Below are 25,268 nucleotides of genomic sequence, written 5' to 3'. Positions count from 1 at the left end.
AGCCAGTGCGCGTCGCTGTCGGCACCCAGCGGCGTCTGATTAGGAGAATCTCAATGCATATTGTCGTTTGCATCAAGCAAGTACCGGATTCTGCCCAGATTCGGGTTCACCCTGTGACCAACACCATCATGCGGCAAGGCGTGCCGGCGATCGTCAACCCTTACGATCTCTTCTCGCTAGAAGAAGCGTTACGGCTAAAAGACCGCTTCGACGCATGGGTCACGATACTTTCTATGGGACCACCACAGGCCGAGGACGCACTGCGTAAATGCATCAGCTACGGTGCAGACGACGCCGTGCTCATCACCGACCGGTCGTTCGCTGGCGCCGACACGCTCGCCACTTCTTATGCGTTGGCCGCCGCGATCCGCCAGATCGCGAGTGAACGCTCGGTGGATATGATCTTTACGGGCAAACAAACGATCGACGGTGATACAGCCCAAGTCGGCCCGGGCATCGCGACGCGCATGGGCATCCAACTGCTTACCTACGTGTCAAGAATCCTCGAGATTGACCTCGGCAGACGCACGATCATGGCCGAACGCCGTGCTGAAGGGGGCGTTCAGGTACTCGAGACTGCGTTGCCGTGCCTTGTTACTATGCTTGAAAACACGAACGATCTGCGTTTCGCAACACTGCCCAGAGTAATCCATGCCGCTGGCTTCCCCGTACGCAAGTGGAACCGCCAGCAGGCCGGGATCGATGACGTCAGCAAGATCGGGCTGAAGGGTTCACATACCGTCGTACGTAAGGTATTCGGCGCAACGCCGCGTGCAGAAGATGCCGAGATGATCGAATTCGACGAGTCGTGTCTCCACGACGCGGCGGCTCAACTTGTGCGTAAGATCTTTACTCGCCATCCGACGCTAGAGGTGGACCTGCGGCTCACGGAGAGGAATGCATGAATTCGCTTGTTGCTTGGAAACAAAAACCGGCCGAGCCGATCGCACACGCTAACGGCTGCAACGTAGAACTTCCCGACCGTATGAAAGACTATCGGGGCGTGTGGGTCTTCATCGAGCACGATCGTGGCCGTGCGCACAGCGTATCGTGGGAACTGGTCGGTGAGGCTCGCAAGCTCGCCGACAAACTTGGTAGCAACGTCGCTGTCGCGGTACTCGGTGGTACTGAAGAGCCACTCGAGCAATTTGCCGCTGAGGCGTTCACCTTGGGTGCGGACAAAGCGTATGTCATCCACGATCCGGTGTTGCGCGGTTACCGCAACGAACCGTTCACGAAAGGCCTGTCAGATCTGGTTAGCAAGTATTGCCCCGAGATACTGTTGCTCGGTGCGACTTCAATGGGCCGAGATCTCGCGGGCTCTGTCGCAACACGGCTTCTGACTGGCCTTACTGCCGACTGCACTGAGTTGAATATCGATCCCGCCTCGCGTGTACTAGCTGCGACGCGGCCGACCTTCGGCGGCTCTCTGCTTTGTACGATCATGACGCTCGAATCCCGCCCTCAGATGGCGACTGTGCGCCCACGAGTCATGTCCATGCCGCCGGCGCAGCAAGGCCGCAGTGGCGAGATCGTGCAGGAAACGCTCAGGATGATCGAGGCCAATATAGTAACTAAATTGCTTGACTTCATCCCGGACGAGACGAGTGATCAAATCAACCTCGCCTACGCGGACGTGATCGTGAGCGGCGGCAAGGGACTCAAGAATCGCGAGAACTTCATGCTGCTGTTCGAGCTAGCGCAGGTGCTCGGTGGCGAAGTCGGCGCGAGCCGCCCATGCGTGCAGGCGGGTTGGGTCCGAGCCGAACGCCAGATTGGACAGACCGGCAAAACTGTCAGGCCCAAGCTTTATATCGCCGCGGGAATCTCTGGTGCGATCCAGCATCGGGTCGGAATGGAAAGCTCTGACGTCATCGTCGCAATCAACACCGACCCAAACGCACCGATTTTTGATTACGCGCACTACGGCATTTTGGGGGACGCAATGCGCGTACTACCGGAACTAACACAGGCCTTTAAGCAACACCTGACACCGCAGCGGCTAGACTCGTAAGGAATACAAATATGGCAACCTCCCCCAAATTCGATGCCATTGTGGTCGGAGCTGGACCATCAGGCAACGCCGCAGCCTACGTTATGGCGAAAGGCGGACTGAAAGTGCTTCAGATTGAACGCGGCGAGTATCCCGGAAGCAAAAACGTTCAGGGCGCGATTCTTTACGCCAATGCACTGGAACAGATCATTCCGGACTTCCGTGACGATGCCCCTCTCGAGCGCCACATCATCGAGCAGCGCCTGTGGATGCTCGACGATACCTCGTTTGTTGGCACGCACGCGCGCAGCGAAGACTACAACAATCCCCCATATAACCGCTACACAATCATACGGACACAGTTCGACAAGTGGTTTTCATCGAAAGTACGTGAAGCAGGCGCTTTGCTGATCTGCGAGACCACGGTGAATCGCCTGATAATGGACGGAGACCAGGTTGTCGGCGTGCAATGCGACCGCCAACACGGTGACGTCTATGCGGACATCGTGGTCCTCGCGGACGGCGTCAATTCGACATTGGCGCGTAAGGCAGGCTTTCATGGCGAAATCAAGGCAGGCAATGTCGCGCTGGCTGTGAAGGAGATTCTCTTTATGCCTGAGGAAACAATTTGCCAGCGTTTTAACGTTGCCGATAACGAAGGCGTCGTCATTGAGATGGTCGGCCGAATCACCGACGGCATGGCTGGAACCGGCTTCCTGTACACTAACAAGGAGTCGCTGACAATCGGCGTCGGCTGTATGCTGAGCGACTTCAAAAACAACTCGAACCGTACAAGCCCGTACGTGTTGCTTGAAAAAATGAAGCGTCATCCGTCCATCGCCCCGCTCATCGCCGGCGGTGAAATGAAGGAGTACTGTGCGCATCTGATCCCCGAAGGGGGCTTCAATGCAATCCCGGAAGTGTACGGCAATGGCTGGATGATCGTCGGCGATTCCGGTGGCTTCGTCAATTCCGCACATCGCGAAGGTTCTAATCTTGCCATGACGACAGGACGTCTCGCCGCGGAGACCGCGATAGCCGCAAAAGCCTCCGGAGGCCACAGCTATCGGGCTAGCGCCCTCTCCGGGTACAAGGCTGCGCTCGACAGGAGTTTCGTGATGAAGGACCTGCTCAAGTACCGAGACATGCCGAAGATCTTGCATCACAATCCGCAGTTTTTCACCACATACCCTGATCTCGTCGCTAAAGCGGCTCGGACAATGATTACGGTCGATGGCGTGGACAAGCAGACAAAGAAAGGAGAGGTCATGGCGAGTTTCCGCAAAAGTCGCTCACTAACAGGCCTGATGGGCGACGCATACAAACTCTGGAGGGCCTTCCGATGACCAGACTTACTGTGAACATCGACGAGAAGCTATTCCAAAACCGTTACCGAGTTGACGTTGGCCGACCACACGTCCAAATAAGAAATCCCGAAACCTGCATTAATGAATGTAGCGATAAAAGCTGTACGTTCGTCTGCCCCGCTTCCTGTTATCGGAATGAGAACAACGGCGCCGTGACTCTAATTACCGACGGCTGCCTTGAGTGCGGCAGTTGTCGCATTCTATGCAGGGAACACCATAACCTTTCTTGGGAGTATCCGAGAGGTGGCCACGGAATCCAATTCAAGTTTGGATAGACGAATACGACCTCGTCATTTTGGCCTCCGCCCACCTACCACAGGAAGGGCCTTATCGTTTTGGAGCAAGTCAATGAATATCCTTACTGGCATTGAGTCGGCAGATCTGTTTGGCGGCGCCGTGCCTCCTGCCGTATTGCGCTTAATCGAGGACGCACGTGGCGGCCGCTGTGACGATGTGACCGCTGCATTGTGGACCGCCGTTCTTTCTCACCCGCGCTGCCTGCCACCCTACTATCTGCTATACAAGTTTTACGCGAACCGGGGCGAGCTTGGCGAAGCGAAGGAAGTTGCAACCAAGGCTTTGACAGCTGCAGCCCGGGAAGCGTCAATTGACATTGACTGGTGTGCCGTACAGCCAGGCGACACAGATTTCACGATTCCTGGCCCGGCACGCTTTTGGCTCTTCACGCTGAAGGCGCTGGCCTTTATCAGCGTTCGCCGCTGCGAACGCGCGGTTGCCCTGAAGCTCCTTGCCAAGCTGCGCCGGCTGGACCCGGCCGACTGCGTCGGCTTTACCGTGGTGGAAGCCCTTCTCGCGCGGTCCGGGCGCCGATGAGCCCTACCGGCACGCCAGCCGTCGGCTCTGGTGCAAATGGCGCGGAGCGCGAATCGGTTAAGGTGTCGGGCTGAACGAATTAAGAACTTGTTGGACGCACCCGATGCAGATACGTGGTTCGGACAGCGCGATCGTCTATTGCTCGCGCTGCTCTACAACACCGGCGCCAGAGTATCTGAGCTGAGCGGGATGCGGGTGGCCGATGTAACGCTTGCTGTAACGCCGTGGGTACGCCTGCATGGGTCGAAAGCAGCGTGCCGTACCCCTGTGGCGTGAAACTGCTGCGGCGATACGCCACTGGATACGTGAGCAGGGTTTGCAACCGGATCAGCCGCTGTTGCCAAGCTGCCATGGTGGACCAATGACGCGCGGAAACGTGGCTGAGCGATTTTCGCTGGCACTGACGGCAGAAGGGAGGACCTGCCCATCGCCTGTCGATTAACGGAGTTGCGTCTGTAGCCATGCGTTGTCGCGAGGCTCGGGAAATTGGGCACCAGACATGCGACCGGTGTCCGGGCGTCGTGGTTACGCAGCCCGTTGCGCCCTACCGATCGTGACTGCCAGCTTACGTGAAATGAAGTGGCGTCTTGCTCGGCATAGCCGGAAATCGCCGTACGGATGGGCTGTACTTTCGTTAAGGATTTCCCTACAGCTGCCGTGCAATGCGCATTGCGGGCGCGCCGCAGTAAGAGCAGACAAATGGAATCGCCTCTCCTGAAAAAATTGACGTAGACGAGCGTAACGGTAAACTACGGCAGATGAACGCTCTACACGCTTCCGACGCAGACGGCAGCGCCAGTATCCTGCGAGAAGATGGCGAGCTCATCCTCTACCGGGTCCGGCCCCCGGGTGGCGCCGACAGTGTGCTGATTGTGCGTACCGCCGACGAACATCCCTCTGCGGCCGTCCTCGAGCGTCTCGCTCACGAGTTCGCGCTGAAGGACCTGCTCAACGATGAGTGGGCAGTGCACCCTGTGAAGCTGGTGCGCGAAGACGGACGGATGGCGCTGGAGCTCGAGGATCCACTTGGCGAACTGCTCGAGCGGCAGGTCGGCGGACCTCTCGAGGTGGGACACGTCTTGTGCCTCGCCGTGGACATCGCCGCAGCGCTGGGTAAGCTCCATCAGCGCGGCCTCGTGCATAAGGACATCAAACCCGCGCATATTCTGGTGAACTGCGCCGACGACCACGTGCGGCTCACTGGCTTTGGCATCGCCTCGCGAGTGGCACGCGAACGACAATTGCCCGAGCCGCCGGAAACGATCGTCGGCTCCCTCGCATACATGGCGCCCGAGCAGACCGGGCGGATGAATCGCTCGATTGATTCGCGCAGCGACCTCTACGCATTCGGGGTCACGCTCTATCAGATGTTCACAGGGGTCCTGCCATTCACGGCCGCCGACCCGATGGAATGGGTGCATTGCCATATTGCACGCAAGCCGGTCCCGCCCAGCATGCGGGTAGACACGGTTCCGGCTGCCGTCTCGGAACTTGTCATGAAACTGCTCGCCAAGACACCCGAGGAGCGGTATCAGACTGCGGCAGGCGTCGAGCGGGACCTGCGGCGTTGTCTGACCCAATGGCAGCGTCACCGCCACGTCGACGCCTTCCTGCCGGGCGAATACGACATGCCCGACCGGCTCCGGATCCCCGAGAAGCTCTACGGGAGGCACAGCGAGGTCGAAGCCCTGGTCGCTGCGTTCGATCGAGTGGTCGAGACCGGCACACCTGAACTCGTGCTGGTGTCCGGTTATTCGGGCATCGGCAAGTCCGCGGTTGTCAGTGAACTGCACAAGGCGCTGGTACCACCGCGTGGACTTTTCGCATCGGGCAAGTTTGACCAGTACAAACGCGACATACCCTATTCGACACTGGTACAGGCCTTTCAGGGCCTCGTGCGACCGCTCCTTGGCAAGCGCGACAGGGAACTGGCGATCTGGCGCGACGCGTTGATCGGGACACTCGGGCCGAATGCGCGCCTCATGACCGATCTGATCCCGGAACTGAGGCTCATCATCGGTGATCCGCCGCCCGTCCAGGAGCTCGAACCGCATCAGGCGCGACTGCGTTTCCAGCTCGTTTTCCGGCGCTTCATCGGGGTCTTTGCCCAACGTGAACATCCGCTGACACTGTTTCTCGACGACCTTCAATGGCTCGACGCCGCGACGCTCGACCTGCTGGAGGATCTCCTCACCCGCGCGGATCGGCAATACCTGTTGCTGATCGGCGCCTATCGCGACAATGAAGTCGACGCCGGCCATCCGCTGATGCGCAAGCTCCAGAGCGTCAGGGCCACGGGCGCGAGGCTCGACGAAATTGCTCTCGCGCCTCTCGCCCGCGAGCACGTGGTGCAGCTGATTTCCGACGCACTTCGCTGCGCAAGCGAACGCGCCGCACCACTCGCGACGCTGGTCCATGAGAAGACGCACGGCAATCCGTTCTTCGTGATCCAGTTCATGCACACGCTTGCCGATGCCGGTCTGCTCGCCTTCGATCACGACGCGACCTGCTGGTGCTGGGATTTGCCCCGCATTCACGGCAAGGGATACACCGACAACGTGGTAGACCTGATGGTCGCGAAGCTGGCGCGTTTGCCCAACGAAGCGCAGCGCGCGCTGGAACAGCTCGCCTGCCTTGGCAACACTGCGCCGGTCGCGATGTTGCCGAAGGTTTTGGGGGTCTCGACGCACGCGGTCCAGGCGCTACTACAGCCGGCAGTCGATCAGGAGCTGGTCGAGCGACTGGAAGGCACCTACCGGTTCGCACACGACCGGATACAGGAAGCGGCCTATTCACTGATTCCGGAACACTCGCGTGCCCGCGCCCACCTGCGTATCGGACGGCTGCTCGCGGGGCAGACGCCCGCTGGCAAACGTGAAGAAGCTGTCTTCGAGATCGTCACGCAGCTCAATCGTGGCGCCGCACTGGTGACCTCCCGGCAGGAACGCGAGCAACTGGCCTGGTTCAACCTGAGCGCCGGCCAGCGAGCCAAGGCGTCGACAGCTTATGCGTCGGCGCTCACCTACCTCACTGCCGGCTCGGAACTCCTCACGGGCGATCGCTGGGCGCAAAGGCATGAGCTGATTTTCGCGCTGGAGTTGAACCGGTCCGAATGCGAGTTTCTCACCGGGCGCTTGTCGGACGCGCAAGAGCGGCTGGCCATGCTGTCAAGCCACGCGAAGACCACCTTCGAACAGGCGCAGGTCACGTGTCTGCGAATGGATGTCTACCTGACGCTCGATCGGAGTGATCGCGCAGTCGAGGCCTGTCTCGGCCACCTCCGGCAAGTCGGTATCGACTGGGTAGCCCACCCGCACGAAGACGACGTACATCGGGAGTACCAAAACATCCGGTCACTGCTCGCGGGCAGGAGTATTGAAGCACTCATCGATGTGCCATTGATGACGGACCGCGAGTCCCTTGCAGTCGCCGATGTGCTGAGCAAGCTCCTGAGGCCGGCCTGGTTTTTTGATGCGAATCTGGCATCCCTGGCCATATGCAAAGTGATCAGCCTTAGCCTGGAGCATGGCAACTGCGACGCGGCGTGTTTTGCGTATGCCATGTTCCCCCGGATTGCAGGACCACGCTTTGGCGATTACCACGCCGGAATCCAGTTCGGCCGGCTTGGCATTGATCTGGTCGAGCGCCGCGGACTCAAACGCTTCGAGGCTGTGACGCATCTCTGCTTTGCGCTGTACGTCGTGCGCTGGACGAAACACGTGCGCGAGAGCAGCAAGGTGCTGCGACACGCGTTCGAAACAGCGAACCGGATCGGGGACGTGCCGTCCGGCGCCTATACACGCTGCCATATCGTGTCGGACCTGCTTTTCGCCGGTGAACCGTTGATCGAACTCGAGCGCGAAGCCGAACAGGGCCTCGCGTTTTCCAGCAAGGCGCGTTTTGGCCTTGTAGTCGATAACATCACTACGCAACTCGCGTTGATCCGGATGCTCCGCGGCTCGACGCTGAAATTCGGTCGCTTCGATTACGATGAGTTCGACGAACTACGTACGGAGCGGCATTTGTCCAGCAACCCCGCGCTCGCGACGGCCGCGTGCTGGTACTGGATCCGGAAACTGCAGGGACGATTCCTTTCAGGCGACCACGTGGCCGCCATTCACGCGGCATCGATGGCGCAGCAGCTACTGTGGAGTTCCTCATCGCACCTGGAGGAAAGCGAATACCACTTCTACGGTGCACTGGCACGGTCCGCACACTGCGACCGCGCACCGGCCGGGGAGCGACAGCAGCATCACGACGCCATCGCTGCACACCAGCGGCAACTGGAGATCTGGGCGAAGAACTGTCCGGAGAATTTCGCAGACCGTGTGGCACTGGTGAGCGCCGAGATGGCTCGCCTGAATGGCCGCGATGTCGACGCGATGCGTCTCTATGATGAGGCCATCCGCTCGGCGCGCGCAAACGGCTTCGCACACAACGAAGCGCTTGCCAATGAACTCGCGTCAGGCTTCTACGCGGCGCGCGGTTTCGACAGGATCGCCCGTGCCTATCTGCGGGACGCCCGCCGGGGCTATCGGCGTTGGGGCGCCGAAGGCAAGGTGCGCCAACTCGAGGAACTGTACCCGCACATCAGGGACGAAGAACGAACGCACGGGCCAGGCAGCACGATCGGGGCACCTGTCGAACACCTCGATCTTGCCACCGTCATCAAGGTGTCGCAGGCGGTCTCCGGAGAGATCGACCTGGACAAGCTGATCGATATCGTCATGCGGACCGCAATCGAACAGGCGGGCGCCGAGCGAGGCTTGCTGGTTCTTCCGGACGCGAGAGGACAACGGATAGCCGCGGAAGCAAGGACGGAGGGTGACACGCTTTGCGTGCGGCTGCGCGATAGACCTGTGAGCGTCACCGCGATGCCCGAGTCGGTCCTCTATCATGTGCTGCGAACGGGGCAGAGCGTCATTCTGGACGATGCCGCAGGCTCGCCCACCTTCGCCGCGGATGCCTACATCAGGCAGCACCGGACCCGCTCAATTCTCTGTCTGCCCCTAACGAATCAGGCCAAGCTCATCGGCGCCCTGTACCTCGAAAACAATCTGCTCACCCGCGCGTTCTCGCCCGCCCGGATTGCCGTGCTGCGGCTGCTCGCGTCGCAGGCGGCGACCTCGATCGAGAATACCCGCCTGTACCGTGACCTGAAGGAACGGGAGGCCAGGATCCGGCGACTCGTCGACGCCAATATCATCGGTATTATCGTGTGGAACAACGAGGGTGACATCCTCGAAGCCAATGACGCGTTTTTGTGCATGGTGGGATATGAGCGCCAGGATCTCGCCGCGGCCTGTCTACGATGGCAAGATCTGACGCCGGTGGAATGGCGAGAAAGCGCCGAACAGGCCCTGGTACAGATCGGGCAGGACGGACGCATTCCACCCGCGGAGAAAGAGTACGTCCGGAAGGACGGCAGTCGTGTGCCCGTCATGGTCGGCCGGGCTGCGTTGGACGCCAGCGGGAAGGAAGGCGTCGCCTTCGTGATCGATCTGAGCGCACTCAAGGAGGCGGAGCGCCGGTTGCGCGAGTCCTACGAGATGCTGCGCGAGCTCACGTCACATCGCGAAATGGCTCGTGAGGAAGAGCGCAAGCACATCGCGCGTGAAATGCACGACGAACTTGGACAGCACCTCACCGCGCTTCGCCTGCAGGCGTCGGCCTTACGGATGCAGCTGGGCAACGATCGCCCGGAACTGGTCGGGCAGACCCAGGCGCTGATTGCGCTGGTGGACAAAACCATGCAGGTCGTAAGGGGCGTCATCGCGGCGCTGCGCCCGGCAGCGCTGGACACCGGCATTGCGGCTGGGCTTGAGTGGCTTGCAGCCGGGTTCAACCGCAATGGCCGCACCGTATGTCGCCTCCACTTGCAGGACGAGAATATCGTCGTGAGCGAGGACTGCGCTGTCGTGCTGTTTCGCCTCGTCCAGGAAGCGCTGACCAATGTAGCTCGTCACGCGGCCGCCCACCATGTGGTCATCATGCTCGAACGTGCGTCCGACTGCTGTCTCCTGGAAGTGCGCGACGATGGTCGAGGGTTCGATGTTCAGGCGGCGAGAAAACGATCATTCGGACTCGCAGGTATGGAAGAACGCGTTCTGATGCTGGGCGGTCGCATCGACGTTATCAGTTCGCCGGGAGCCGGTACCACAATTAAGGTGAGACTTCCTGACCAGCCGGCTCCATCGCCATAGCCGGCCTGGCCTGTGCCAGATGGTTCTCAACGAACACCGCTTCGCGAGCGCAGCAGCGCATCAGGGATCAGAATGTCTCCCAGCCTTCGCCAGACGAGCTTGCCACAGTTGCCGGGACGGGCGCGGCAGCCCGAATGCCCGGCTTCGCGACTGGCTTTGGCACCCGGGTTGTCGCCCGAACCGCTGGACTGGCAGCGGGCGGGCGCAGCTTGCTCTGCGGCGCAAGCACGCGCGAAATTGAAGGGCCTGCGTCGGCAAGCCTGAACACCGCAACCGCGGCGGTCAGATTCATTGCCTGCTCTTCGAGCGAATGGGCGGCCGCCGCAGCCTCCTCGACGAGCGCGGCGTTTTGCTGGGTCACGTCATCCATCTGCATGACGGCCTGATTGACCTGCTCGATGCCGCGGCTCTGCTCGCCGGACGCCGCCGCAATTTCGCCCACGACGTCGGACACCTGCTTGATCGCCTGCTTGACCTCGCCCATCGTCGCTCCCACGTCACCCGCCTGCTGCGCACCATGCCTGATCATCTCCACCGACGAACCGATCAGCTCCTTGATCTCCTTTGCTGCCGCCGCGGAACGCTGTGCCAAGCTGCGCACTTCACTGGCGACCACCGCGAAGCCCCGACCCTGCTCACCGGCCCGCGCTGCCTCCACTGCGGCATTGAGCGCGAGGATGTTGGTCTGGAACGCGATGCCCTCGATCACGCCGGTGATCTCCGAAATCTTCGTCGAGCTGCCGCTGATCCTCTCGATCGTGCCGACCATGCCTTGCACGGCCTCGTTGCCCGAATCGGCCATATCGGTGGCCCGGGTCGCCAGCGTGTTGGCCTGGCGGGCGTTGTCGGCGTTCTGCTTAACGGTTTCGGTCAACTCGGTCATGCTCGATGCGGTTTCTTCGAGCGACGCTGCCTGCTCTTCGGTGCGGGCCGACAGGTCCGTGTTGCCGGCTGCGATTTCCCGGGCCGCCACGGTAACCGACTCAGCGCTCGACTTGATGCCCCGCACGGTATGGCTCAACTGCAGGTCCATCTTGTTCAGCGCTTCGAGCAGTTGGCCGAATTCGTCGCGCGTGCGCGCCGTAATCCGGTTTTCCAGCTGCCCGGCGGCGATCTGGTTTGCGATGCCCACCGCTTCGCCAAGCGGCTTCGTAATTGCACGCGACAGATAGAGCATGGCGCCCATGGCACCGACGAGACCCAGGCCAATGAGCGCAACCGAGACCCAGCGAATCGTGCCGAAGGTGGCTTCACTGTCGTCGACAGACTCCTTTGCCTGGCGCCGATTTTCGGCCACGTCGTCGTCGAGCGCCTTGCTGGTCGCATTGGCCACTTCGCTATACTGATCAACGAGCATCGAGACGGCGTCATAGTTGCCCGCTTCCAGCGCCGTTACCTCGACGTCTACACCTGTCTCGAACTTCGGCAACAAATTCTTGATGGTGTCAGCGATTTCGCGCTCCTTGTCACTGGAAACGCGACCAGGGTAGTAGTCGCTCCAGCTTTTGGTGAGGTGGTCTTGAGCCGCGTGAATCCTGTCGATGCTGGCTTTCGTCTGGGCCGCGTCGTGAAGGGACTGCGCGCGGCGAACCTGTAGGCGCATTTCCAGCAGTGCAGCTCGCATGTCGCCGAGATCAAGTACCGGCAGCAGGTTCCCCTCGTAGGAATCGTTGACGTTCGAATTCAGCCTCGAAAGCCCGAACTGCCCAAAGAGGCCATTTGCGGCGATGAGCGCCACACATACGCTGAATGCAAGTACGATCTTTAGTTTGATGCTTTGTGTGAGGCTGTTCATGCTGTCTACCTGATGGTTCGCGTGGCCAGCGCTCACCGGAGTCCAGTATCGCTGTCTTCGTGGCCGACGAATACCATCATGTTTACGGTATCTCCCCACGAGATCTGAATCGGCACCACCCGTCAGACTTTCCTGAATCTAAGGTAGGGAAATTTCGCTTGCCGGCGTAGCGTCATGCGAAGATGTGCCGGTCATCGCATATTCGACCTCTCTTCCCGGCGAGTCAGTCCCGTCACATTGCAAACACTCTGTTACGAGAATACCGGGTAACGATCGGAGGCCGGTGCTATGCTTCGCCGCAAGCTCGCTGAAGAAACCACGGCGAACCCAGGCCTGTATAGCCTGTTAAAACCAGAGCGAGACCACCGAAACTGTCTGAGAACAAGGAACAATACGGGTATGTATATGAAGATTGCCCCTACGATCGTTATCGCGGCGCTGGCCAGCGCGATCGCGCTGCCGGCGGCGGCTAACGATTTGAACAATGCACTTGGCGGCGCGCTCGGCGGTGCGGCTGGCGCGGCGGTTGGCGGTGCCGTCGGAGGCCAGACCGGCTCGGTGATCGGAGGTGCACTCGGTGGTGGCGCAGGTGGCGCTGTGACCGCGAACCGTCAGGAGCGCACCGGCGCAATCATTGGCGGTGCGTTGGGCGGTGGCGCCGGAACGGCGGCGGGCAACGCAATGGGTGGCCGCACCGGCGGCGTTCTCGGTGCCGCAGTCGGCGGCGGCGCAGGCGCAGCGCTGGGCGGAAACCTGCAGCGCAGCTCGTACAATAACAACGACGCCTATGGTCGCGACTATCATCATCCCCGCAAGCACCGCCATCACCGTCACGATGACTGACGGCGCTGGCTTGTGAATCGCAGTATCCGGCACGCTATACGCGTGCCGGATACGTTTACGGGACTCGCAGGTTCCCTGTTCATGCAGCGCAAGCGTCCTTGAAACCCGTTTGAGAAGTCCGGGCAACGATGCAGGGAAGGAACAGGCAATCAGCCACGAATCGTTGCTTCGGGCGAAGGGGCGTAGCATCGGCCCCAGATCAGCATAGGTGCCGGTGCTCACCCATAAAAAAAGAATCTATGGTCACCCCGTTTTTGCAACCTTGATCGTTGACGTTGTGGTTGGCTTGCCTAAATCTATCCGGCGTCGTTGTGGGGATCACTCCCCGCGCCACGATGAGAGTCGCGCCTGATGGTCCTTAAAACCGCCGCGGCTTCGAGAGCCGATTTTTTTAACAGGTTGTCCGTCAGGCCGGTGTGCCGTTCACGTCATCAAAGTTCAGCGGTCGCAAAACCAGGTGGGGGACTGCGGTAAAGCGTGGTTGGGGATCGGGCGCTCAGGCCGGCGCGTTGAGGCCCGGTCGCGCATCGAACGTGCCGTGGCGAGTCGCCAGTGCCCAGGCGGTGCGCGCCAGCTTGTTCGCCAGCGCGCAGGCCACGACGTTCGAGTGTCGGCGCGTGAGCATGGCGCGCACCCACTCGGCGAGTCGGCCACTCTGCCGATGGAGCTGCTGCATGTAGACGCGGGCGCACTGCACCAACAGGCGCCGGATGTTCTTGTCACCCCTCTGATATGACTCCCGGTGTCAATCGGGATTGGTTTTGAACTTCGCATTAACTATCGTTCCCGGTACCTTCGGAATTCCCTGAGGGCGGCGTAGCAGTAACTCTCGACGGTGGATCAGGCTGATATTCGCGGGCTGGGTACCGCATTACAGTGGTCCGTCTCATGAGCCTGCCGCTGACTTGCTTCGCAAGCCGACCTGATGTCGTTGCTAAAAGAGGACGCGGGTTGCTCGAATACCGGGCTGCGCCGCCCTCAGGAAACTCTCATATCGTTACATAAGTTCCATTCTTCGCAGAAGTCAGATTGGATGACCGCACTGCGGGCTTGCCATGGCCATTCCTAGTCGGCCAATGTCCCGGATAAAAGCGGCCAGTTCGCGGGCGACTGCGACGATGGCAACGTGGGCAATCTTTCCTTTGGCCACCAGCTTCCGGTATCGCCGGCAAAGCCGTAGTTGGGCGTCCCAGGCGCGATCGATGATCGCCTTTGAAATGCCTTCATGACGGCGCTGGATATCGATGCTCACGCGTGCCGGATGTCGGTAGCTCCACGCGGATTCGACCAGCAGCTTTCTCGCGTAACTGTTTCCGGTCTTTGTGATGCTGCCCTGTCGCCGTCTGCCTCCTGACGAATGTTCTGACGGCGTCACACCTAGCCACGCCATCAACTGGCGCGGGTGCTCGAAGCGCGACAGATCGCCCAGTTCAGACACGAGGCCCACAGCCGACGTGAAGTTGATTCCCCGCATCGCCTGCAGGGCGAGCACGGCAGGATAGAAACGCCAGTCTGCAACCGCTTCACGCAATGCGGTTTCCAGTCGTTCGCATTGCGCGAGGCGATCCTCGATCGTGCGGCGGTGTTCATTGAACGCCAGTTGTTGCCAGCCGCTGTCGAACGTGAATGTGCTCAACCAGCGTCGGTGTGTCGGCCCCCAGTCCGCACGTCCAATGTAATTCATACCATGCTGGAGCAGGAACGATTTCAGCCGGCATCGCGCCTGTTTAAGATCTTCTCTCGCCGATGACCAGGCACGGGCCAGATCGCGAAACGCTTCGTCTTCCACCGTTGGCACATGCACCGCGGACAGATCGCCGGCTCGCAGCGAGCGCACCAGCTTGATGGCGTCGCGCCGGTCGGTCTTGACGCGCTCGCCGGGCTTGCGCGGGATGAGCGACGGTGCGCATACCATACAGTCGAAGCCCTTCTGCATCAGTTGCCGGTAAAGACCATAGCCGCATGGACCTGCTTCGTAGACGATGCGGATGCGCGTCGCTTTGGACTGCAGTCGTTTGCATAAGCGATCAACTTCGATCTGTGTCGTGCCGATCTTGCCGAGCAGCTCCACGTCGCTCATACCGACCGCATAGGCAACCATGATCGAATCCTTATGAACGTCGAGCCCTACATACAACGTGCTATCGTCTTGCATGCTAGCCTCCGTGCAGGAAACAGACCGTTGAGCGGCGGTTCCGGCCCCACTCAATGCGGCTCTGGCAGCAATGCTAACCCGCGCTTACATCCGCACGGCGGCTAGCCCCCGCCTCACGGGGAGTCATACTGACTTGCTGATGCCCAGCAGGTTCGCCCTGCCGCCCGTGCTGTATTGGCGCGGCACCAGTCCGATCGACGCGGCAAAGTCGCGGCTGCAGCCGTATTGCTTGCCGTCCCCCATTTCGGCGGAGAGCGCGCTCGCCGTGATCGGACCCACGCCGGGGATCGTCAGCAAGCGCTGGCCGAGATCGTCGTCGGCGAGCTGGCGCGCCATCTCCTTGTCGATCTCGGCGATCTCCTCACTGAGGTACTTGAAGTGCGCAAGTGCGCATGCAGGCGCTCGAGGATCTCGATCAGGCGCGGCGGCAGCGTATGCTCGGCCAGCACGGCCGGCAGTCGCTTGATGACGGATTGCCCGACCGGCAGGCTGATGCCGAACTCAAGTAGAAAGCCGTGGATTTGGTTAACGGCCTTCGTGCGGTCACGAATCAACGAATCGCGCACCCGGTGAAGTGCCGAGAGCATTTGCTGCGATTCAGTCTTCGGAGTAACGAACCGCATGGCCGGGCGCGACGCGGCCTCGCAGATCGCTTCGGCGTCCACGAAGTCATTCTTGTTACCCTTGACGAACGGCCGCACGAACTGCGGCGAGATCAGTTTGACCTGATGCCCGAAGCCCGCTAGCTTGCGGGCCAGGTGATGGGCGCCAGCGCACGCCTCCATGACCACCGTGCAGGCGTGAAACGCGGCGAAAAACTCAATCAGCTGCTTGCGCCCCACCTTCTTGCGAAACACGGCCTGGCCGTGCCGGTTTTGGCCGTGAAGGTGAAAGGAGTGCTTGCCCAGATCGATTCCAACCAGCGTCACATCCTACATGATGGCCTCTCCAGAAAAGAAAACACCCTACAGCGTAACCCGCGTGTAGGGTGGGGGTGACCATCTCATTACCGCCTCAAAGTGAGACGGTTCGAAGGTTCTGGACACCCGGGGAAGGTGCCAAAACATGAGAGATTGAATGGCAGTCCTCACGAGCCACATGGCTCCGAAGGCCAATGATTGTCACACGCAGCCCGAACGCGTCGTTTAACGACATGAAACGTATCTGGGCTTCCATGCATCGTCAACTTCCTCTGCGCTTGCGTGCCAACGGACCACACTGGCAATAGCAGGTCGTGCCAGAAAAACCAGTGAGCCGACCGTCGGTCGTCAATCCATCGGCGAATCATTAAGACGTTCGGCCTTTGATGGGTCAAGAAGAAGGGGACCGTATATGAGGCTCATCGCGACGGCATGCTTGTGTCACCAGTTCGTCCACGCGCGCAGTTCCACCACCGCTTGCGACGGTACATCGTCAGTGACGAACGCGTTCATGCGCAAGCCTTCCGTCCCTCGTCCCGTATCTCAAGCTACACATTCATGCGGCCTGCCGTTCGACGCCCATCATGGGGCGCACGCGGTCCGGGGGAAAACATGCCAACCGTGCCCCGCATGATGGAAGAAAAACAGCGTGCAAGGACCGTTCACCCGGCGCCTCGACACACACGCTGAAGATCCGGCCCGACCGGGAGCGACGCACCGCCAGTACCCGAACGGACTGTTTTTGCCCCGCGCCAAGCCACTTGCCGACTGCCATCCGTAACGACTGCTCTTGCGCCATCGCCGCGCTCCCACCACCTGTTGAACCCATCGTAGGCGGCTCTCGCAGTCGCCTCAATCGGGACTGGCCGATACTTCCCTAAGGGATCGCTGGTTGCCATGTCAGGATTTTCTTCATGTCGCGAAGAGCCGGTGAGCTGCGCGTCTCACCCGGTAATCAGGCCCTGGCGGATCGCGTAGCGGATTACCTCGGCATTATTGGAAAGCCCGAGCTTCTGCATCAGCCGCATTTTGTGGGTGCTGATCGTTTTGGCGCTGAGGGCGCACGTCCCGGCGATGTCGTTGATGCTCTTGCCAGACGCGAGCATCTGCAGCACCTGGAATTCACGATTCGAGAGAATCTCGTGCGGCGGCACATCGCCCGTGTGCTTTTCAAACACCATGGCGTCGACGAGCTTCGGGTCAATAAAGCGCCCGCCGTCAGCGAGCTTGCGGATCGCCGCGAGCAGCACTTCGGGATCGCTGTCCTTGGTGACATAGCCCGTGGCGCCAGCACGCAGCGCCCGCGACGCGACTTGCGCCTCGTTGTGGATGCTGAGCACGAGCACAGGTAGCGCAGGCCGGTCCGAGCGCACGCGGCGTATGAGATCGATGCCGCTGAGGCCCGGCATGTTCAAGTCCAGCAGTAGCAGATCGATTTCGCTGGTTCTCAGCTTTTCGATGACCTCCGGGCCCTGCCCGGCCTCTGCCGTCACGACGATGTCGGCCGTCGTCGCGAGAATCTGCCTGAGTCCGCCGCGCACGATGGCATGGTCATCGGCGATAAGTATCCTGATCATAAACTCGAACCACCCTCATACGGAACATGTATCGTCACTGTAGTACCCTTGCCTCGATCGCTGTCAATTTCCAGGGTCCCGCCGATCGATCGCGCGCGCTCCGCCATGCCTAGCAGACCATACGCGCGGTGTGAATATGCTGCCGCCAGATCGAACCCGCAACCGTCGTCGCGAATTCCCAGGTCGAGCACGCCGTTGCCCGTCACGAGCGTGACGTCGACGCGGCGCGCTGCGGCGTGGCGCGCAACGTTCGTCAGCGCAGCTTCCACGATCCTGAACAATACCGTCACCTGCATGTCCGACAATACCGGCTCGCCTCCTTCGATGTGCAGTCCGTGCTGGATCGCGTCGTGCTGGCGCAACCGGGCTAAAAGCCACTCGAGGGCCGACACCAGACCGAAGTCCAGCGCGGCGGGTCGCAGCTGGCTTGCAACGTTGCGGACCATCCAGATCGTGCCCTCGACAAGCTCGCGCATGTCATCTGCCCGCCCGATCGCCTCGGGATCGTCCGTGAGCCGCATCCTCAGCAACGACATGTCCATTTTCAGCGCGGTCAGCAACTGACCCAGATCCTCCTGAATCTCGAGCGCGCTTCGTTTTCGCTCATCTTCGCGCACGCCATCGAGGTACGCCGACAGCTCACGTTGTTGGTCGCGCGAGCGCAGAAGATCCTCCTCGGTACGTTTGCGTCCGGAAATGTCGTGCAGGCCAACATAGATGGCTGACCTCCCTTCATGGATCGCCACGCATGCGCTCGCCATCGCCCAAAACTGCGTCCCGTCCGCGCGACGCATCCTGACCTCGGCATCGCGGAAGCCGCCTTCAGAAGCGAGACAGCGAACCAGTCGTTCGCGCGCCGCCGGGTCCACATAGCAATCAGCCAGGTTGATGGTACCGCACGCCTCGTCGAGATGGAGCAACTCGCGCAGTCGGGCGTTAGCATAGAGCAGATAGCCGTCGGGCATCGAGGTAATGCACATCGGGACAGGGCCAGATTCGACGCTCACGCGAAACTGCGCTTCGCTGGCCTGCAGGCGCGCATCGCTCTCGCACCGCGCATCGATCTGCGCTGCAAGCTCCGATTGCACACGGGCCAGTTCGTCAGCACCCCGCGCGACGCGCTGCTCGAGTTCCGCCTGTACGCGCGAGTGCCCGGCCTGCACAAGACGTTGCCTCCGGGCGTCGTCGACCAACTGATGCTGCTGCAACAAGCACCGCTGGCGAGTCAGGTGCAACTCGATGTGCGTCCATACCCGGACCATCAACTCGTCGATGCGCAGCGGCTTCGGCACGTAGTCGGCCGCACCCGCGCTGATGCACTCCGCGAGTTCGTGTCCGTTGCGCGCCAGGGTCATGACGATCACGGGTATATTGCGCGTGCGTTCGTCCCGCTTCAGGCGGCGGCAGGTTGCGAGGCCGTCAAGGCCAGGCACGTCCAGATCGAGCAGGATCAGGTCGGGCTGCGAGCTACGCGCGGCTGCCAGCACCTCAAGGTTGTCGTGTGCAGCCAGCAGGCGGAACCCCTCCTTTGCAAGATGGTCCGCGAACCCGCTGGTATCGGAGGGCGCGCTATCGGCAACCAGGACCGTGCGGGGAGCGTCTGGCCCAATTACCTCGCCTGGGTAGTCGCTCATGGGAACGTGCCCCCCGTTGCGTGGGGAACTGCGCGCACCCCGACGACGACACCATCACGCGCGCAAAAGCGTGATCTGCGCCATGCCCCAACCCTGCTGGAAGTCAGCATGTCCATGAGTGCTCCCGTTCAGGATTTCTTGTTTTGCACTCTTGCCGAACGCACAGGCATTTTGCAGCCCGTCCAACCAATCAACCGTTGATCCCTCTTGCGCACAGAACCGGCGCAGTATCTGGCCGTCGCGCGCAAAGCGGCATCATTAGACGCTGCCTGCGTTCATCCCCGACCCGCGCGCGACCTGCAATTCTGGCAAGCTGCCAAGCGAACGTCCTCGCTGGCATTGCCGCCCGGTCGACCAGTTCATTGAAGCTGTGAACGAGTGCGCCAGGCGTCGACAAAGTTTGGGAGTCAAATGCGTTCGCATACAAGCAGCGCAACGCTATCGTCGTCTGCCGCGGGCGGCAAGATCGCCCCGTGTGCTTTTTCCCGCAGCGCGTCGGCCAGCCCGGCTGCAACCCCGCGCGATTCACGCCAGTGCATCGACAAGTCCCTGGCAGACGATGTTCAATTCCCTAGCGCGTCCCTTGTCAAGCGATCTGCAATTCATCGCTTGCGGCCGCTTGAGCTCTGATCACTGACTTTCCCATGATGAATCAGCCGTCGCTACCCTGCAGTCATCTTCGGCGGCAAACATGAACGGAAAATCCTGATTTTTACGTCAGGGAATCCTTATCATCCTGTCGCGCGGCGTCCCGAATTCGCTCAATCATGTGCCCGGTCTGGAGTTGAGTAAGGGCACCAAAATCGACGGCACCTGTCGCGCACCGTCCTTCGAAAGCATTGAAATGGGGGTAGCGAATCGGATGCGCGGCCGCCAAAGGCTTGAGGCTCCGGCCTTTCCCGTCTCATCGTCGCGTCAGGGTTCGACTGCAAGGACGGGCAGCGCAAGTGCGCTGTCGACAGGTCGGCGACGTCTCCCACTCCTTGCTCTTGTGGAGCAAGTCCCGCCCGTTACCGCAAGGGCATGTCGCTCACGATGAGCGCTTCCGGCGACACGCCCCCGGGATGTCCGCCCGGAGAAACCCTTTTTTCCCGCCAGCGATCCGGGACCTCCGTGGGCAGAATACGTCGACTGTTAGCCGCCTGTACATGACTTTTGAACTGGGCAGATTTCGCCCGCCCCGCTCGACGACAGTCGGGTCGGCTACTTGGTTGCCGATGACGTCCGGGGCGCTTTCGCCAATCGAATGCGCTTCATTTCGACGATAACCTGAACGCTCACGACCAATATCGCGAAACCGGCAGCGAGGTTGGGCGTCACGAGACCGACCGTCCACCAGTACACTGCAAACAGGAGATGCTGGAGCGGAAACGGAATCTCGCAGATGCGCGACCAGTCCCTGCCAGCAAGGGGGCAAACAAGGTAAGCACTTACGAGCTGCAGCGCATAAGTGCTTACCTTGCCGCTACCCCGTTTGGCTTTCGATCACGTCATCCGTCATGACAGAAACCTGCGGGTCGATGATGACGGCTAACACCACAGTTGCAAAGCCATTAATGACCGAAGAAAGATTCGCGCACGTCACCTGCAAATCTGGCTTCAGATATCCGGCGTAGAGGGACGCGAAAACACTGACAGTCCAGATGGCCATCGCGAAGACGTTGAGAGCGATTACCGTCTAGGAGACACCGGCACCGCTCGCTAGCTGAGATATGTTCTGGCGCGACGGAACTTGCGTGCCGTCCCGCATATAGTTGATGCCGCCACGGCTGAAGACGTGAAGCAAAAGGTGCGGCAACAAACGATTAGCCTGGAAGTGATCGACAGCGCGACTGAAGTAGCGCTGGAACGAAACGCATGCGGGAGAATCGGCGAGTTACGGTTGTCGTTGAGTGATCCAGCTGCGGGCCAAACCTGAGGACGTCGACTGGGACAGCAAGCCTTCGCATCTCAAAACGAAGAGAAGTTCAGCGCTCGGCTGCCGGCGCGGTGTCCGCGGCGGTGCCCCACACACGGGGCGACAGCTACGACAGCTCGGATCCGTTTCAGTATTACGACAAGGAACCACGCCATAGAAGGATCAACAGGCGGAAGTGACGCGTGCATAGCTGAGCGTTTCCGACCGCGCCCGGGGCATGGCTGCGAGCGAGCTAGACGTAGCGAACTGGAGCGAAGTCGTACCGTCTGATCTGCTCGTCATGGGTCAGAAGGACGATACCTTCGGCGATCGCCTGGCCGATGAGCAGTCGGTCAAACGGGTCACGATGCAGCGCAGAGAGCGTGGACACCTCGAATGCGTGCTGCGATTCGATAGAGAGTTCCTCATAGCCGGCATCAAGAAGGTTGCGGCGAAGCACGCGTGCGTCGACCTGAAAGTCGTCGCGGCCAAGGCCGCTCTTGATGACAATCTCCCACATGCTGGCCACACTGAAGTACAGCGTGTTGTCTTCGTCTTCGATGACCGCGCGTGCTTCGTCGGGCAGCGACGGATGGTCCGCCGCAACCCAGATCAGCAAATGCGTGTCGAGTAAGAGCTTCATTCGCCTTTTCCTTCGAACAGATCCGCCACGGCTTCGCCACCCATCGTGTCGAAGTCATCGGGAACCTTGATCAGGCCCTTCATGAAGCCGATGCGCTGTACGGGCTTGGCGGTCTCCGCCTCAAGGCGGACGACTTTGACCAGTGGCTTGCCGGCTTTCGCAATCACGAAGGGCTCCCCACCGTTGACAATCTCTTCGATCAGCCGCGACAGATTCGTCTTGGCGTCGTGGATGTTGTAGATATGCATGATCATCCTATGAACTTAGTTCAATGGACTTAGTTTACTCCGACTATGCCGAGACCGCCAGATCTACGGAATTTGGATGCCTATCGCTTGACGCTCTCGGGCGAGTCGATGCGCAAGCGCCGAAATGGTTTGACCACCGACGGCGAGGACGAGTAGAAGAGCTCACCCCGCGTCGCCGCGTCCGCAGCGCTCGCTTTGCAGTGGAATCGCTGCTCGACTTCGCGTGGAATGCCCGCTCGCCTTGCCGTGGAACGGCTGCTCGATTTGCGCGGAATACGCAGTTTCAGGCAGGCGCTCGTAGTTTCTTGCCAGTCGGCGGAAACGGTTGAGCCAGCCGAAGCTGCGCTCGACCACCCAGCTGCGTGGCAGCAACACGAACCCCTTTTTTGCCTCCGACAGCTTGATTACCTGAAGCTCAATGCCTTCATCGAGTGCCGCCTGCGCGGGCTCCTTTCCGGTATAGCCCTGATCGGCGAACGCCACTTTGATTGTGTGGCCCGTGGCCTGCTGAACCTGACGCGCCAGTTCCCCGACCTGCGCGCGCTCCTGTTCGTTGGCCGGCGTCACGTGCACCGCGAGCAGTTGACCCAGCGTGTCCACGGCCATATGCACCTTGCTGCCTTTTTTGCGCTTGTACCCGTCATAGCCCGCGCGTGGACCACTTTCGCACGTCGACTGCAGCGTACGGCCATCGAGAATGACGGCGCTGGGCTGACCGCGACGCTCCTCCTGCGCAACCCGGATAATCGAACGCAGGTCGCTCACCATGGCCTCGAAACAGCCTGCCTGAATCCAGCGTTGTGTCTGCTGATAGACCAACTCCCACGGTGGAAAGTCATTGGCAACAAACGCCACGGTGCGCCAGCGCGAACGATCCAGCGCAGCGCGTTAACCATGTCGCGCAATTCGTAGCGGCGCTGCGTCCTGGCTCATCAAGCTCAGATACGGAGCAGCGAAATACCACTCTTCATCCGATACATCCGTTGGGTAGGGTCTGCGTTTTGTCATCCCGCCAGGATACCAAGTCTGGCCCGTAGTTCCTAACACGCTAGCAGAAATGCAATCCACTTTCTACTGGATAGTGTGGTTGAAATCACCTACGTCTTCTTGCGGTCATCTTCGTCTATCAGTTGCTCGATACTTGTGCGAACTTCCTCGAGTTTAGCTCTGTATGCGTAGTGCTTCGAATCATCCCGCCACCGCTTCATCACGTCAGCAATGTCCGATGCGGTGCAAAGCCTTTCCGGTCTTCCCGCCGAACTTGTAGATCGGAGCTCCTTGATATCGCTCAGCATCTGATCGAAGTCACGCAACGGCTCCTGTTTGAGATCTGGATTGTGGGAGTAAAAGTCCCTAGCCATTGGTTCCAGAACTGCAAGAATCCGCGCGAGCTGACGACCGTATGAAAACTTCTGGGTAATGGCTATTTCAGTTTGCGGGTTGCCGGCACCTAGTAATTTCATGGTTTGATCTACCGCACCGCTTAAAGGATAGTTGTATTGGGGACACCAAAGCCACGTCAGTGGGTACATGTCGATCTCCTGTCTATCGGTGGCCCACGTCTGGAGACTGCTCAAGCTTCGGCGAGCGAGTGCGAAATCCGGGGAATAGCTCTAGTCCAGGCTTGGGCGGTGGCACGGGTCTGCGGCAAAAGTCTGCCTCTGGGACGCGAACGTTTGCGCGCCTCCTCCTGAGGAAGGAAAAATGAACTTCGTCGCTCATGTGATGGGTTTGATGGTACCCCGTAACGGACGGGTGTGCGGGAAACCCGTCCGCGAAGGCCTTTATGGAGGTGGTACGCTAGAAGTCGACAGATTTTCTATAAGAGACCGTTTCCAAAAGACTGCTCGGCACGTCTGAAGATGTTCCAGCAGACGAGCGAGCAACCAAGTTTAAGGAATGCCTCGTGAATGTCGGCTCGACGCTCAAAGCGAATGCGAAGACGACGAAAATTGTGCAGCCATGCGTGAGTCCGCTCGACCACCCAGCGGAATTTGCCGAGTCCGCTACCGTGTTCCGTACGGCGCCTGGCGATCACCGGTTCGATACCGCGCGCACGAAGCCGCTCACGATGCGGCTCGGAGTCGTAGCCGCGATCTGCGTAGATGACCTTGGGCTTGCGAAGCGGTCGGCCGCGTACGCCGCGAATGGGCGGGATCGCGTCAATGAGCGGCAGCAACTGGGTAACGTCGTTACGATTCGCGCCAGTCAGGATTGCACTGATGGGCACGCCGTTGGCGTCGACGAGGATGTGATGCTTCGAACCTGGTCGCGAGCGATCGGTGGGGTTCGGGCCAGTTTTTCGCCCGCCCCAACGGCTCGCACCGAGGATGAATCGACCGCTGCCCGTGAGAAATCGAGTTCGCCGGCCTCGCGTAACTTGGCGAGCAGCAACTCGTGCAACGCGCTCCACACGCCGGCCTTTTGCCAGTCGCGCAAACGCCTCCAGCAGGTCGGCCCCGATCCGAATCCCAGCTTGGTTGAAAGGTCGCACCAGCGTATTCCGGTCTTGAATACGAACAGGATGCCGTTCAGCGCAGCCCGGTCTGAAATCGGAAGCCGCCCCGGGGTTCTTGCGACGCGGCTTCGGCGGCGGTAGCAAAGGTTCGATCAATGCCCACAGTTCGTCATCAATGATCGGTGCGCCCATCCCCTTGGTTCCAGTTGTTCAGACGACCAAGGTTAACAGCTTGCCGAAAAGGTTAACAGCCCCCTTGGGGTCTTTTTGAAATGGTCTCTAAGAATCTTAAAACGGCCGAAAAATTATCGTTTGACTTATGTCATCCCTTCGTTCCGGGCGTGGGCCGCGCGAAAGTCTGCCTCGCTTTCGCGTTGAACGTCACCCCACGAAAGGAGCACGGTGGGTCAGGAAGAATTCTATTCTCTCGTGATGTAAGCAATCCTCTTCACCTTAGGCGCCTGATCGTCGCATCGTCCTTAACGCGACACAACCTGAAATGCGCCGTCCAGTGGCGCGTACACCCAATGGCCGAGATCGCGCGGCTCACCCATCCTTCGGGCGAAACCATGCACCCGCTCAGCAACTCGAGGAAACTGGCTTGCGAGCGAAGCGGCCCGGCGGTAAGCAGAACGTTGATCCATTCACTCAGGTAAAACTCAGAAACTCAGTGCGTTCCGACAAGGACATGGGCAATCGCA

General features: G+C 60.3%; 17 protein-coding genes and 4 pseudogenes. 8 read left to right on the top strand and 13 right to left on the bottom strand.

Annotation, left to right across the window (positions count from 1 at the left end):
* The first annotated feature begins 53 nt into the window (after window positions 1–53).
* The 7 genes from AB4Y35_RS40230 (at window position 54) to AB4Y35_RS40200 (ending at window position 10,397) form a co-directional block, all read left to right on the top strand.
* On the top strand, window positions 54–905 hold the full coding sequence (locus AB4Y35_RS40230) for a nitrogen fixation protein FixA (protein WP_368692177.1): 852 nt from the start codon (window positions 54–56) through the stop codon (window positions 903–905).
* The gene (locus AB4Y35_RS40225) at window positions 902–2,014 is read left to right on the top strand and encodes an electron transfer flavoprotein subunit alpha/FixB family protein (RefSeq protein WP_368692178.1); all 1,113 of its coding nucleotides are present in this window, start codon (window positions 902–904) and stop codon (window positions 2,012–2,014) included. The genes AB4Y35_RS40230 and AB4Y35_RS40225 overlap by 4 nt, the downstream gene beginning before the upstream one ends.
* Window positions 2,015–2,025: 11 nt before the next feature.
* Entirely contained in the window at window positions 2,026–3,339 is a 1,314-nt protein-coding gene (locus AB4Y35_RS40220) for an FAD-dependent monooxygenase (protein ID WP_368692179.1), read from the top strand.
* Complete coding sequence (locus AB4Y35_RS40215) at window positions 3,336–3,635, top strand: ferredoxin family protein (protein ID WP_368692180.1); 300 nt, start codon at window positions 3,336–3,338, stop codon at window positions 3,633–3,635. Before AB4Y35_RS40220 ends, AB4Y35_RS40215 begins: the two co-directional genes overlap by 4 nt.
* A 73-nt stretch (window positions 3,636–3,708) precedes the next feature.
* A complete protein-coding gene (locus tag AB4Y35_RS40210; protein WP_368692181.1) occupies window positions 3,709–4,194 on the top strand; it encodes a hypothetical protein in 486 nt (161 codons plus the stop codon).
* Between the two features lie 36 nt (window positions 4,195–4,230).
* Window positions 4,231–4,470, top strand: a complete 240-nt coding sequence (locus AB4Y35_RS40205; RefSeq protein WP_368692182.1) for a tyrosine-type recombinase/integrase — start codon at window positions 4,231–4,233, stop codon at window positions 4,468–4,470.
* Window positions 4,471–4,952: 482 nt separating this feature from the next.
* Window positions 4,953–10,397: an AAA family ATPase gene (locus AB4Y35_RS40200; RefSeq protein WP_368692183.1), complete on the top strand. Its 5,445-nt coding sequence runs from the start codon at window positions 4,953–4,955 to the stop codon at window positions 10,395–10,397.
* A 67-nt stretch (window positions 10,398–10,464) separates the two neighbouring features.
* On the opposite strand, the gene AB4Y35_RS40195 is transcribed toward AB4Y35_RS40200, so the two are convergent.
* Window positions 10,465–12,192 (bottom strand): methyl-accepting chemotaxis protein, encoded by a 1,728-nt coding sequence (locus AB4Y35_RS40195; protein WP_368692184.1) that lies wholly within the window; start codon window positions 12,190–12,192, stop codon window positions 10,465–10,467.
* Window positions 12,193–12,591: 399 nt separating this feature from the next.
* On the opposite strand from AB4Y35_RS40195, the gene AB4Y35_RS40190 reads away from it, so the two are divergent.
* Complete coding sequence (locus AB4Y35_RS40190) at window positions 12,592–13,035, top strand: hypothetical protein (RefSeq protein WP_368692202.1); 444 nt, start codon at window positions 12,592–12,594, stop codon at window positions 13,033–13,035.
* A gap of 496 nt (window positions 13,036–13,531) precedes the next feature.
* Here AB4Y35_RS40190 and AB4Y35_RS40185 read toward each other — a convergent pair.
* The 12 genes and pseudogenes from AB4Y35_RS40185 to AB4Y35_RS40130 form a co-directional block, all read right to left on the bottom strand.
* A pseudogene (locus tag AB4Y35_RS40185) lies at window positions 13,532–13,765 on the bottom strand (IS110 family transposase); the annotation flags it as partial.
* Between the two features lie 294 nt (window positions 13,766–14,059).
* Window positions 14,060–15,190 carry an IS110 family transposase gene (locus AB4Y35_RS40180; RefSeq protein ID WP_368692185.1) on the bottom strand — a complete coding sequence of 377 codons (1,131 nt, stop codon included), beginning with the start codon at window positions 15,188–15,190 and terminating at the stop codon, window positions 14,060–14,062.
* A 132-nt stretch (window positions 15,191–15,322) separates the two neighbouring features.
* Window positions 15,323–16,119: pseudogene (locus tag AB4Y35_RS40175) on the bottom strand (IS110 family transposase); the annotation flags it as partial.
* Between the two features lie 935 nt (window positions 16,120–17,054).
* Window positions 17,055–17,687, bottom strand: coding sequence for a response regulator (locus AB4Y35_RS40170; RefSeq protein WP_368692186.1), 633 nt, complete (start codon window positions 17,685–17,687; stop codon window positions 17,055–17,057).
* On the bottom strand, window positions 17,684–19,321 hold the full coding sequence (locus AB4Y35_RS40165) for a response regulator (protein ID WP_368692187.1): 1,638 nt from the start codon (window positions 19,319–19,321) through the stop codon (window positions 17,684–17,686). Before AB4Y35_RS40165 ends, AB4Y35_RS40170 begins: the two co-directional genes overlap by 4 nt.
* Before the next feature lie 1,480 nt (window positions 19,322–20,801).
* A pseudogene (locus AB4Y35_RS40160) lies at window positions 20,802–21,173 on the bottom strand (DUF2837 family protein); the annotation flags it as partial.
* A 298-nt stretch (window positions 21,174–21,471) separates the two neighbouring features.
* The gene (locus AB4Y35_RS40155) at window positions 21,472–21,861 is read right to left on the bottom strand and encodes a type II toxin-antitoxin system VapC family toxin (protein WP_368692188.1); all 390 of its coding nucleotides are present in this window, start codon (window positions 21,859–21,861) and stop codon (window positions 21,472–21,474) included.
* A complete protein-coding gene (locus tag AB4Y35_RS40150) occupies window positions 21,858–22,109 on the bottom strand; it encodes a type II toxin-antitoxin system Phd/YefM family antitoxin (protein WP_368692189.1) in 252 nt (83 codons plus the stop codon). The genes AB4Y35_RS40155 and AB4Y35_RS40150 overlap by 4 nt, the downstream gene beginning before the upstream one ends.
* A gap of 162 nt (window positions 22,110–22,271) precedes the next feature.
* Window positions 22,272–22,964, bottom strand: a complete 693-nt coding sequence (locus AB4Y35_RS40145; protein WP_368692190.1) for an IS5 family transposase — start codon at window positions 22,962–22,964, stop codon at window positions 22,272–22,274.
* A gap of 242 nt (window positions 22,965–23,206) precedes the next feature.
* Window positions 23,207–23,641, bottom strand: a complete 435-nt coding sequence (locus AB4Y35_RS40140; protein ID WP_368692191.1) for a hypothetical protein — start codon at window positions 23,639–23,641, stop codon at window positions 23,207–23,209.
* 287 nt (window positions 23,642–23,928) lie between these two features.
* Window positions 23,929–24,522: an IS5 family transposase gene (locus AB4Y35_RS40135; protein ID WP_368697218.1), complete on the bottom strand. Its 594-nt coding sequence runs from the start codon at window positions 24,520–24,522 to the stop codon at window positions 23,929–23,931.
* 44 nt (window positions 24,523–24,566) lie between these two features.
* Window positions 24,567–24,632, bottom strand: a pseudogene (locus AB4Y35_RS40130) (hypothetical protein); the annotation flags it as partial.
* Window positions 24,633–25,268 lie beyond the last annotated feature (636 nt).

It is taken from the genome of Paraburkholderia sp. EG286A (assembly GCF_040965375.1).
Lineage (GTDB): Bacteria > Pseudomonadota > Gammaproteobacteria > Burkholderiales > Burkholderiaceae > Paraburkholderia.
The sequence above is the reverse complement of the archived record's forward strand: the minus strand, read 5'-3'. Positions and strand labels throughout refer to the sequence as shown.

What these genes read in the sequence shown, in the direction of transcription:
- AB4Y35_RS40230 (WP_368692177.1), top strand. Translation starts at nt 54, where the DNA reads ATGCATATTGTCGTTTGCATCAAGCAAGTACCGGATTCTGCCCAGATT.
- AB4Y35_RS40225 (WP_368692178.1), top strand. Translation starts at nt 902, where the DNA reads ATGAATTCGCTTGTTGCTTGGAAACAAAAACCGGCCGAGCCGATCGCA.
- AB4Y35_RS40220 (WP_368692179.1), top strand. Translation starts at nt 2,026, where the DNA reads ATGGCAACCTCCCCCAAATTCGATGCCATTGTGGTCGGAGCTGGACCA.
- AB4Y35_RS40215 (WP_368692180.1), top strand. Translation starts at nt 3,336, where the DNA reads ATGACCAGACTTACTGTGAACATCGACGAGAAGCTATTCCAAAACCGT.
- AB4Y35_RS40210 (WP_368692181.1), top strand. Translation starts at nt 3,709, where the DNA reads ATGAATATCCTTACTGGCATTGAGTCGGCAGATCTGTTTGGCGGCGCC.
- AB4Y35_RS40205 (WP_368692182.1), top strand. Translation starts at nt 4,231, where the DNA reads ATGGCGCGGAGCGCGAATCGGTTAAGGTGTCGGGCTGAACGAATTAAG.
- AB4Y35_RS40200 (WP_368692183.1), top strand. Translation starts at nt 4,953, where the DNA reads ATGAACGCTCTACACGCTTCCGACGCAGACGGCAGCGCCAGTATCCTG.
- AB4Y35_RS40195 (WP_368692184.1), bottom strand. Translation starts at nt 12,192, where the DNA reads ATGAACAGCCTCACACAAAGCATCAAACTAAAGATCGTACTTGCATTC.
- AB4Y35_RS40190 (WP_368692202.1), top strand. Translation starts at nt 12,592, where the DNA reads ATGTATATGAAGATTGCCCCTACGATCGTTATCGCGGCGCTGGCCAGC.
- AB4Y35_RS40180 (WP_368692185.1), bottom strand. Translation starts at nt 15,190, where the DNA reads ATGCAAGACGATAGCACGTTGTATGTAGGGCTCGACGTTCATAAGGAT.
- AB4Y35_RS40170 (WP_368692186.1), bottom strand. Translation starts at nt 17,687, where the DNA reads ATGATCAGGATACTTATCGCCGATGACCATGCCATCGTGCGCGGCGGA.
- AB4Y35_RS40165 (WP_368692187.1), bottom strand. Translation starts at nt 19,321, where the DNA reads ATGAGCGACTACCCAGGCGAGGTAATTGGGCCAGACGCTCCCCGCACG.
- AB4Y35_RS40155 (WP_368692188.1), bottom strand. Translation starts at nt 21,861, where the DNA reads ATGAAGCTCTTACTCGACACGCATTTGCTGATCTGGGTTGCGGCGGAC.
- AB4Y35_RS40150 (WP_368692189.1), bottom strand. Translation starts at nt 22,109, where the DNA reads ATGCATATCTACAACATCCACGACGCCAAGACGAATCTGTCGCGGCTG.
- AB4Y35_RS40140 (WP_368692191.1), bottom strand. Translation starts at nt 23,641, where the DNA reads ATGTACCCACTGACGTGGCTTTGGTGTCCCCAATACAACTATCCTTTA.